At 33.5% G+C, this 11,885-nt stretch carries 7 protein-coding genes; all 7 read left to right on the forward strand.

Annotated elements, in window-relative coordinates; genetic code table 11:
* The first annotated feature begins 3 nt into the window (after positions 1–3).
* Entirely contained in the window at positions 4–846 is an 843-nt protein-coding gene (locus ICI50_RS03465; protein WP_095342247.1) for a hypothetical protein, read from the forward strand.
* Between the two features lie 336 nt (positions 847–1,182).
* On the forward strand, positions 1,183–2,361 hold the full coding sequence (locus tag ICI50_RS03470; protein WP_188891957.1) for an IS256-like element IS1201 family transposase: 1,179 nt from the start codon (positions 1,183–1,185) through the stop codon (positions 2,359–2,361).
* 22 nt (positions 2,362–2,383) lie between these two features.
* A complete protein-coding gene (locus ICI50_RS03475; RefSeq protein ID WP_244040364.1) occupies positions 2,384–3,127 on the forward strand; it encodes an HNH endonuclease family protein in 744 nt (247 codons plus the stop codon).
* 117 nt (positions 3,128–3,244) lie between these two features.
* Entirely contained in the window at positions 3,245–3,850 is a 606-nt protein-coding gene (locus tag ICI50_RS03480; RefSeq protein WP_014918810.1) for a DUF1819 family protein, read from the forward strand.
* Positions 3,850–4,449, forward strand: a complete 600-nt coding sequence (locus ICI50_RS03485) for a DUF1788 domain-containing protein (protein ID WP_188891959.1) — start codon at positions 3,850–3,852, stop codon at positions 4,447–4,449. The genes ICI50_RS03480 and ICI50_RS03485 overlap by 1 nt, the downstream gene beginning before the upstream one ends.
* Positions 4,450–4,458: 9 nt before the next feature.
* Positions 4,459–8,184 (forward strand): BREX system P-loop protein BrxC, encoded by a 3,726-nt coding sequence (brxC, locus tag ICI50_RS03490; protein ID WP_188891961.1) that lies wholly within the window; start codon positions 4,459–4,461, stop codon positions 8,182–8,184.
* 86 nt (positions 8,185–8,270) lie between these two features.
* Positions 8,271–11,876, forward strand: coding sequence for a BREX-1 system adenine-specific DNA-methyltransferase PglX (pglX, locus tag ICI50_RS03495; protein WP_188891963.1), 3,606 nt, complete (start codon positions 8,271–8,273; stop codon positions 11,874–11,876).
* Positions 11,877–11,885: the final 9 nt, after the last annotated feature.

Genomic DNA, 11,885 nt, shown 5'->3' on the forward strand with positions numbered 1-11,885 from the left:
TAAATGAAATTACCAATCACAATAACCCAAATTGCACATCAACCTAAAATATTGCCTTTAAATAAGATCGTTAAGGGCAGTGATTTTACGATTAAGCAATTGAACCCAAATACTGTCATCTCAAAGGAAGATGAAAATATAAGACCGACTGAGGTAGAAACCATAGTGGATTATCTTTCTCGCTATGTGCTACTTGCTGATGCACATGCTTTTAATGTTGCAAATGCTAAAGCCAAGCAAGATTTAATTCATGGAATTATTCCGGTTAAAGAATATAAGAAGCTTTTAGATCAAGAAGAAAGATTAAGATATTTAGTTAAAGATCTGTCAGATGTTGATTCATTATCAGATGAAGCTATTTGCTTGGCAACAGACATCTGTACGTGGGAAGATGCATTTCGCAGTGGTCGATATGTTAAACCAAAAGCACATCCTGATACATTAACAACTGAACACATTAGAACGATGATTCAACGTGTTGAAAAATTCTTTGAGGAATTTGGTTGGCCAACTAGGGATGCATTTTTTGCTAAGACTGAAAATGGTTTTGTCTCTGGAGATGATGACTATCTTTTAAAACAAACATTATTGGATTTAAAGGTTTCAGTGAAAACTACTATGCAAATTTCATGGGTTCGCCAGTTGCTTTTGTATTATACGTTAGGATTTTATAATCATTTTAATAAGGAAGATATTGAGCGATTAATGATTTTCAATACAAGAACAAATACCGTGTTTTTTATTGATATTGCTAATATTGATCAGTCCGTCTTTGAATTTGTTTATGATGCAGCTGAAAAACAAAGTAAGATTAATGAAAGAGAATTACGAAAGTATATAAATTAAATGCACTTGACTAAAGTGCATTTTTATTTTTCAAATATTAGTTCTTTTATTATAGAGATTTTCGGCCGAAGAATGTAAAATATTATTTGAACACTTTCGTTGATATCAAACGAAAATTAGAAGGATTGAAAATTAATGTCAGAAGAAAAAGTTTTAACTAAGAAAGAATTAGAGAGTGCTTTATTTAGTGCAGCAGATGCATTACGGAGACTGTAAAATAGTTTGTGTAAGGATGAATGATTCCTTAAATTAATTTCTTAAAATATTAGAAAAAGGAGTTCCTTTCTCGTATGATTGGTTTGAACAAAAAACACATACAGAAAGAAGAACTCCTTCATGAATGATTTTACCAAAAATATGGCTCAAGCTCTATTCAATCAAGACAAAATTAATGATTTATTGCGTAAAGAATTACAACAAGCAGTTAATGACTTGTTAGAAGCTGAATTAACTGCCTTTTTAGGTTATAATCCTTATGCAAGAGACGGCTGGAATACCGGCAATTCTAGGAACGGTGCCTACTTTCGCAAGGTGGATACGCAGTTTGGCAAAATTGAAATCCAGGTGCCACGAGACCGCAACGGCCTGTTTCATCAGCACACGCTGCCTGACTACAAGCAGCATGCAGATGTGTTGGAAAACATGATCATCAAGCTTTACTCTAAAGGCGTAACTACCAGAGAGATAGCTGATTTGATTGAAAAAATGTATGGCAGCCATTACAGCCCCGCTCAAGTATCCAATATTTCTAAGCAGATGATCCCCAAGGTAGAGGCCTATCACAAGCGTAAGCTGAGCGATAAGTTCTTCTGCGTTTATCTAGACGCTGCCTACGTTCCTCTGCGCCGAGAAACTTTTGAACGTGAAGCTGTCTATATTGCCATTGGCATCAAACCTAATGGCCACAAGGAAGTTATCGACTACTGCATTGCGCCCAATGAAAACATTGAAGTCTGGACGGAGCTGCTCCAAAGCATGAAGTCTCGCGGCTTAGAGCAAGCAGAGCTTTTTCTTTCAGATGGCGTTGTGGGCATGAAGACAGCACTGGCAAAGACCTATCTTCAAGCTCATTTCCAGCGCTGCTTGGTTCATGTCATGCGTAATATCTGCGCTAAAGTACGCGTGGAGGATCGCGAGGCAATTATGAACGAATTCAAGCAGATTCACCAGCAAGCCAATAAAGCAGCTGCTGTTGATGTATTGCATGCCTTCTATGCCAAATGGGACAAGAGTTATAATCATGTCATAAGAAACCTGAAAGACATCGAGCCAGACCTGCTGGTCTTCTATAATTATCCTAAGCAGATCAGAGCTTCAATTTACTCTACCAACATGATTGAATCTTTTAACAACGTCATTAAGCGCAAGGCTAAGCCTAAAGCAGAGTTTCCGACTGAACAGTCGCTTGATACTTTTATTGGCATCCAAGCAATGAGTTACAATGACCGCTACTTCAACCGAATTCACAAAGGCTTTGGTCAGGTTCAGGACACCTTAGAATCTTACTTTGATTAAATAAAGAATAAAAAATCAATCTATGAGAAAGATCTATTTACACAAAAGATTTGACAGTTTCGTCTTAGAAGAAAACAGAACAAGGGAAACTATTAACTTTGATAATGCTCAAGTAGAACATATTATGCCACAACGTTTAAATAATGATTGGCGTCTAGAAGTCAAAAATGCTGATAAAATAAATGATCAATTAGGCGGTACAATAGGAAACTTGACTTTGACTATGTATAATCAAGAAATGAGCAATAAAATATTCAGTGATAAAAAAGAATACTATAGCAAATCCAATGTTTCTTTAACTAGAGAAATTCCTGAGAGATATGATCAATGGAATAAAGATACAATACTTGATCGTACAAAAGATTTATCTAATGAACTTTGTCAAATTTTTGCCAAACCAGATATTAAGAGCGAAGAAGCTGAAGATATTGCTGGAGAACATACCATTAATGAAGAAGTTGACGTAACAGGTAAGAAGCCTGTTCGTATTACATTAAATGATCGAGATTACTCAATTGACTCTTGGCGTAGTGCTTTAGTAATTTTTCTGAACTATGTTTGGGCAATTGACAGTCGTAATTTTGAAAAAATTCGTCAAGACGATTCATTAGACATGAAACTATTTTCTCACTTTACTCGGCCAGCAGTACTAGCAAACAATATAAGAGTAGAAACTAATCACTCTGCTACAACAATTATTGCAATAATTTCAAAAATAGCAGATTTATGTGATATATCTGATCAAGTCAAATACACAATTAAATAGTAATATAGGAAGATCAAACGGGATAATCTTAATTTGATCTTCCTAATTTTTTCGTATGTAATTCACTTCCTATCATTGATATAATGAAAATGTTACTAAATTGAATGGGGTATTATAATGTCACGCAGTTATAATGGTGGAATTGCTTCTTATGCAATTTGGCTGCCAGAACTTACAAAATTTATTGAGCTTTATCAGTCAGGTTATAGTATTAATGATATTAAGCAAATGAGTGATGAAGAAAATATCTTTCAAATGCCAACGAAAGCACGTGCTAAAAGATGTTCCAGAAACCTTGCCGTCAGAGTAAAAGCATTGCCTGAATCAGTTTTAAATATATTCTCGCAACTTGATACTTCCAATCAAAAAATCATTTCTTTATTGTCAGTAATGTTAACTAGTCGTATTTTAGATGAGTTTATCTATGAGGTGTATCGTCCCAAAGTGCAAATGCGAGAGGATATTTTGAAAAGCTATGAAGTGGAAGCATTTATTAATCAAAAAAGGATAGAGAGTCCTACAATTGCTGCGTGGTCGCTAAATACTTATAAGCGAATTAAGGGAGCACTAAAGACATATATGCGGGATGGAGGATTGATGGAGATTGATCCTCAAAATAAAAAACAAGATAAGCTTCTGTTTCCATTACTTGATTCTCAATTAGTTTTAGCAATGAAAGTTGCAAAGTTAGATTATGAATTAGCTGCTTTAGGAGGGATGTAATGACTGAGAATATTAAAGTTAGGATCGAACACTTAAAAGAAAAAATGGACGATTCTAAGTTTCGACATAACGAAGGTTTATCAAATGAAGTAGGCTATTATGTTTTTGATTATCCAGCAGATCAGGAACTTTATATGCGGAAGCAGATTGATAAAATTCAAGAAAGCCCCCGTGCAGCAAGAGTTAATCTAAAAGTATTTGATATTTATGACATTATGATGCATTTGCTCAAGGATCAAGAAAAATATACTGGATCTGATCCTATTCCGATTTTAGAGGATATTGAGAAAAATCAAGGATTCGATGTTTTAATCGAACAAATAAACAACATTCTTGAAATGAGTGAAAATAATAATTTGATTGTTGGATATATTAAAGAAAGAATTCCAGAAGGGGATGGACAATGTATTGTATTTCTGACTAGACTAGGCAAAGTCTATCCAATTATTCGCGCTCATAAAATTTTAAACACTATGCATCAAGTATTAGATAATAATCCAGTTGTTATGTTCTATCCTGGAAACTACGATGAAATGAGCTTGCGTGCATTTGGCGAAATTAAAGATCAGAATTACTATAGAGCATTCAGAATAGATTAAAGGCATATTATGATACAAATAAAAGATATTTTTGCAAAAGATATAAATAGAGATATTCGTGGCGTCATTAAAATTGGTCAAGATAGTGATGATATTAAACAACAAGAACTCGAAGAATATGTTGTAACTGATGAATTAAAACGTAACTTTACTCGTTTTTTTGATGCTTATGATAAGAGTATTAATAATCCTACCGATGAAATGGGAGCATGGATTAGCGGTTTCTTTGGATCAGGTAAATCTCACTTCTTAAAAATCCTTTCCTATTTATTAGAGAATGATACGGTAAAAGGACGTCAAGCAATTGATTACTTCTTACAAGATGGTAAATTCGATGATGATCATTTAGCTGATGCCATTAATAAAGCTACTAGTGTACCGACCGAAGTTGCTTTATTCAATATTGATTCAAAGGCTGATTCGAACGCTGCAAATAATGATAATTCAATTCTAGATGTCTTTCTTAAAGTCTTTAACGAGCAATTAGGATATTCACCAATTTCAGTAGTAGCAGATATGGAACGCTGGCTTGATAGCATTGGTAAATATGAGGCCTTTAAGCAAGCTTTTGCAGATTTAGCTACAACGGATCATTCTAGCTGGGTTGAACTTAGAAAAAATTATGCATTAATGTCAACTAAGATTAAGACTGCTTTAGTAAATTGTGACGCATTAGATGAAACAGATGCAGATAATTATGTTAAAACTCTGTTAACTAAAAAATTTAGTATTGATGCAACAGCTTTTGCTAAGTTGGTTAAAGATTATCTTGATAAACAAGGCAATGATGCTCATTTTGTATTCCTAGCTGATGAAGTTGGTCAATTTATTGGTGACAATAATAGTAGAATGCTTAATTTGCAGACGATCGTTGAACAATTAGGTGTCCAATGTCAAGGTCGTGCTTGGGTAGTAGTTACTTCTCAGCAACAAATGGATGAAGTCGCCAGCAACTTTTCTAAATATGAACGAGATTTCTCTAAAATTCAAGGTCGTTTTAATACTTTGATCAATATGAGTTCTGCCAACGCAGATGAAGTTATTCGTAAAAGATTACTGACTAAAAAGCCACTAGTAAGTGATCAATTGGCAGATATATACTCTCAAGAGCAATATAGCATTAATAATAAGATTAATTTCAGTGATGCAATCAAGCGTCAAAAATTTGATAATGCTCAAGAATTTGTCGAAAACTATCCATTTATTCCTTATCAATTTAGTTTATTAAAAGAGGTCTTAACTGCGGTTCGTCAACATGGTGCGAATGGTAGTCACATGTCTGATGGTGAACGTTCAATGCTAGGAACTTTCCAGGAAGCTACCAAGAGATATGAGAATGATGAATTAGGTAGATTAGTACCATTCTCTGCATTCTTTATCGGGATGAAAGAGTTCTTAAGCCATGATCACCAAGTGGTATTTGATCGAGCTCAAACCGATAGGTATGTTAACAAAAATAATGAAGACTATTGTTTTAATATTCAAGTATTAGCCGTTCTCTTCATGGTACGTTATGTTGATAATTATCCTTCAACTTTAGAAAATATAGTTACTTTACTGCTAGATAGTGTTGATCAAGATAGACAAGCTTTAACTGCAGAAGTTAAGGATGCTTTAAATGTCTTAATGAGACAGAATTATATTCAAAAGAAGCTGGATACTTACCAATTCTTGACTGATTCAGAACGAGAAGTTAATGAAGCAATTAATGCAATTGAAGTTGATGATCGTAAGGTAGCTCAAAAGATTGGTTCATATTTATTAACATCTAATTTGATTGACGCCAAATATACGTATCCTTATATGAAGAATCAATATATCTTTGAGTTCAATGAATATATTGATGAAATGGGGTTAAACCGTTTAAGCAATAATCTCAATATTCAGATTATCTCTCCATTGATTGCTGATGATTATAGAGAAATTGACTTTAAACAAAAGGCTAGTGATGGTAAGAACATCATTATCGTTCTTAAAGACGATGATCGTTATATTGAAAACTATCGTCATATTGAAAAGATTAATGCTTACTTGCAAAAACCGGAAAGTCAATCAGATGATAAAAAGCAAGAAATTGCCTTTAATAGAAAGGCTGAATCTAAGCAGGTAGAAGAAGCCACTCAGAAGATGATCAAGGATGATCTGATTGATGCTGATATTTATGTCTTGGATGATGTTTTACCTAAGGGTAGTAATTTTGAAAGTCGATTAGAGCAAGCCAAGAAGGAAATAATTGATAGTAATTATCGTAATTTACATTATTTGACTGCGGTTAAGACGGATCAAGATATTCTTGATACCCTAAAGGGTAAAAATAAAGATGATTTGTTCAGTGATGATGAACAGGCAATCAAAGAAATCATCAACTATATCAATGTCCAAGCCAGCAGCATGAATAATGTCTCATTGGCTAATGTGATTAAACGTTTTGGTGAAATCCCTTATGGTTATAAGCCAACTGATATTGCTTGGATGGTAGCTAAAGCATTTGTTAACGGTAAAGTTAAGTTCTATTTTAACAATGAACAGATTTCATTGACTAGTGCTCAAGAGGATCCTAAAGGAACGCAACGTTACTTAATCGGCAGGAATAATATTACCAAGTTGACGATTAAACCAGTTAAAGAAATATCGATGCGTCAAAAGAGGGATGCGAAAGATTTCGTTGAGGATATTCTTAATAAACGTCTGTCAGTAAATGAAAATACTACTTCTGAACAAATGGCAGACGATATTATAAACAAAACAAAAAGTTTTGTCGATTGTTTAAATGCATTAATGCGTAAAAAGTATAATTTTGATACGCCTTATCCTGGTCATAAATTATTAGCTGAAGGTGTTTATGACCTGAATGCTATTGTTAAAGTTAAAGATAGTGACCGTGTCTTCCAGATTATTTCAGATCATTTAGATGATTATGAAGATTGGCATGAAGAACTCGAAGATAAAGCTATTCTTGAGTTTTACGGGGATGGAGAGCAAACAAGTAACCAACAAGCAATTTGGAATAAAGCACATCGCTATCTTGATCGTTATAATTACGCTAAGAGTATGATTAGCGATCAAGACTTAATTGGAATTGCTCAAAAAATTAAAGGTTGCCTAAACGATGATAACTTCAACATTACAATTCCTAAGCTTAAAGAGTTAAATACCCAGTTTGCAGATAAGTACAATGATGTGATCCAAGAGGCTTACGATAAGATCGAGGCACAAATTCAAATAAGTCTTGATGTAATAAAGAAGAGAATTGCGGAATCAGATTTTCCGGAAGATAAAGACCGCGAATTAAATGATATGGCGGAAAATGTCTTTAATACTTTATTGCAAAAAGCTAAGGAATACAGCAATAGCGCTAGTGAAGATGCTTATGTATCATTGGTTGGACTAAAAACTAATATTGATGGTCAAACTAATGAGCAGAAGGAAAATATTGCTCGAGTTAGTTCAGAATTAGCTGAACAGGCTAGAAGAGAGCAAGAACTTCGAGAAAAGAAAACTGCAGCAGAAGAAAATGACAAGAAAGAACCTGTTTCTGTAGCTCCCGTATCTAATAAAACTAAACCTATTATTAGAGTTAAGAGTAATAAATCTAAAGATATTACTGAACTAGTTCATGAAGATTCATGGAAGATCACGAATGAAGAAGATCTTGATAAATATTTAGATGAATTAAGAAAGAATATTAAACAAGAACTTCAACATACAGATATCTTAAATGTAGACTTCAAATAAAAGTAAAGGCACTCAGAGCGTATTACTCATGAGTGTCTTTACTTTGCTATAATTTAGATAATTATATTAATTAAGGAATCAACTAAATGGATAAGAATAAGATTAAAAAATATGCGATTAATGCAAGAACAGAATTAATTAATGCTATTAAAGTTAAACTAGCAACTTTAGGCATGGATGAAAATGAGATTCAAGACAAATTGTCGATTTCAACCCCAGACAAGGAATACTATGTTGATGATAATGAAGCTAATGCATTAACTGGTGCACAAATTGGTTGGCGCAAAGATATTGTGGCAGAATTGAATCGCCATGGATATCAAGAAGATTCTAAGACTGCATATAAGGATTTTGTAGAAGAAGTTGCTTACACTTGGTTCAACCGAATTATTGCTATTCGGTTTATGGAAGTTAACAATTACTTGCCAAGTAGGGTGCGGGTTCTTTCTAGTGAAGAAGGTAGAAATGAACCCGACATTATCAATGAAGCAATGGAAATTGGTGATGATCTTGGTGGCTATAGCAATCAAGAAAAAGAATTGATCACTACCGCATTAACAGAGAAGACTCCTGAGTTAATGGATAATTTGTATACCATGCTATTTATTAAGCAATGTGATGCATTAAGTGAGATTCTTCCTGGATTGTTTGAAGAGACATCTAACTATTTGAAGTTGTTGTTCACTCCACATTATGATCGTGGCGTCATTAAAGAATTGGTTAATGAAATTCCAGAAGAATATTTTGATGTCAAAAGGGAAGGACAAGTTCAGATTATTGGTTGGCTTTACCAGTATTACAATACAATCCCTAAGGAAAATTCTTTTAAAAAGAAGAAGTATCAAACTGATGATATTCCACCTGTGACTCAATTATTTACTCCTGATTGGCTTGTTCGTTACATGGTAGAGAATTCTTTAGGACATTATTGGATAGATATTCTTCATGCTAAAGGTGATTCTCGTTCTGAAAAAGATATTGCGAGTGAATTTAATTGGAAGTACTACATGCCTAGTTCTGAAAAGAATAAAGTTGAAATTCGTCCAGAATTAGCAAATAAAGAAGTAACTGATATCAAATTTATTGATCCAGCAATGGGTTCTGGTCATATTCTTATTTATGCGTTTGACATATTGATGCAAATTTATGAAACACAAGGTTATTCTAGAAGGGATGCTGCTACATCAATTATTAAGAGTAATCTTTATGGCTTGGATATTGATAAGCGTGCATTTCAACTTTCTTATTTTGCTTTGTTGATGAAAGCAAGAGAATACAATCGTCGAGTACTTAGAAGGCATTATACAGTAAATTTATACGATGTACCTGAAGTAAAATATAGTACTAAGGATTATACAGATTTAATTTCTAGTGATGATTTAGATAAAAAGACAGTTGAAGATTTAGATAGTATTTTAAATGTGTTCCAGAACGGTAATGATTTAGGATCTATTATTAAAGTTAATAAGAATATTGATTTTGATAGTTTAAGAAAGCTATTCGCTGATAACCCTAATCAAGGTAATGAACAACCAGATTTGTTTATTGACATGAGGACTAGATTGAATACTGCTCTTGATGTAGCTGAAGTTCTTAGCGATACTTACGATGTGAGTGTTACTAATCCACCTTATATGGGTGGGGGAAAAATGGATCCACCATTGAAAAAATATGTTCAAAAGAATTATCCTATTTCCAAAGCAGATCTATTTAGTGTCTTTATTGAAAAGATGATAGAACTTACTTCTAATATTGGCTACATTGGAATGATTACCATGCACTCATGGATGTTTCTATCTAATTTTGAAAAATTAAGAAAAGAAATTCAAAATCATACTATTATAAACATGGCTCATTTAGGGACAAGGGCATTTGGTGACATTGGTGGTGAAGTAGTTCAGACTACTACTTTTATTTTACAAAAGGCAAAAAGAGAAGAGTATTTAGGTAGTTATGAAAGATTGGTTGATTACGGTTCTCAAGATGATAAGGAAAAGATGTATCTTGAGATGGTAAATGATAAAGATAATAATGATGTTTACCACGTAGATCAATCAAATTTTGATAAGATACATGGTAGTCCTATTGCTTATTGGGCAAGTGAGAATCTGATTAATGATTTTGAAAAGGGAATATCCTTAGGAGAAGTAGTTCAAGCAAAAGTAGGATTACAAACTGGGGATAATAAACGTTTTTTACGTCAGTGGTTTGAAATAGGAATAGATAATATTAGCTTTAATTCACATAGTATTAAAGATTCAGTAGAATCTGGTAAAAAGTGGTTTCCATATAATAAAGGCGGTTCATATCGTAAATGGTATGGAAACTATGATTATGTAGTAAATTGGCAAAATGATGGTTATGAAATAAGACATTTTGCTGATGATAAAGGAAAAATAAGATCAAGACCACAAAATACAGAGTTTTATTTCAAAGAAGCAGTTACTTGGTCATTAATAACCAGTAATTTAATTTCTATGCGTTATCGTAAATCAGGAAGCATACATGATGTTAGTGGTATGTCTCTATTTTCATCTGAAAATAAATTAAAAAATATCATGGGAATGATGAATTCGAAAATTGGTCAATACCTTTTATCAATGATAAATCCTACTATTAATTTTCAAATTGGTAATGTAATATCTGTGCCAATTGTTGATACTTCTGATAATAAAGTAGTTGAAGATTTAGCCAATGAAAATATTATAATTTCTAAGCTTGACTGGGATGCCTTTGAAACTTCATGGGACTTCCAAAAGAATCCGCTTTTAACTCAAAATGTTGCATCCCTCCATCAAGCCTACGATAGATGGTCTGATGAAGCACTTACACGTTTCAACCAATTAAAATCCAACGAAGAAGAACTCAACCGTATCTTCATCAATCTCTATGGCTTGCAAGATGAATTAACTCCAGAAGAAGACGACAAAGAAGTATCTGTTCGTAAAGCAGATCAAGTTCGCGACATCAAAGCATTTTTGTCTTACTTTATCGGCTGTGTCTTTGGTCGTTATTCATTAGATCAAGATGGTTTAGTCTATGCTGGTGGCGACTGGGATGATTCAAAATATACGACATTCAAGCCAAACTCAGAAAATATTATTCTATTAACTGATCGTCAATACTTTGATGATGATCGTGATATCATAGTTCGCTTGAAAGAATTCTTGACTAAGACCTTTGACCCTGAAACATTGACAGAAAACATGGACTTCATTGCTCAAACATTAGAACCTAAAAAGTTTGAACGAGGTACAAGTGCAGAAGATATTATTAGAACCTATTTCTTAAATGATTTCTATAAGGATCATGCTAAGATCTATCAGAAGCGTCCAATTTACTGGGAATTTAATTCAGGCAGAAATAAAGGCTTCAAGGCATTGATGTATCTACATCGTTACAACACTGAACAGCTTCCAATGGTGCGTCATTATCTGCATGAGCTTCAGCCTGCAATGAATGATCTAATTGAAGTTGATCAAAACTTGCTCGATCAAGAAACAACAGCTAGTGCTAAGAGTAAATATCGTAAGACAATTGCTACTCTTAATAAGCAAATGAACGAAATCATGAAGTATGACCAAATTCTAGATCACTTGTCACAAAATCCGGTTAACCTTGATCTGGATAATGGTGTACTTGTTAACCATGATAAATTGCAACAAGGTGAGAAGTTGTTGTCGAAGTTATAGAAAATAAAG

It is taken from the genome of Lactobacillus kefiranofaciens, assembly GCF_014656585.1.
Taxonomy (GTDB): Bacteria; Bacillota; Bacilli; order Lactobacillales; family Lactobacillaceae; genus Lactobacillus; species Lactobacillus kefiranofaciens.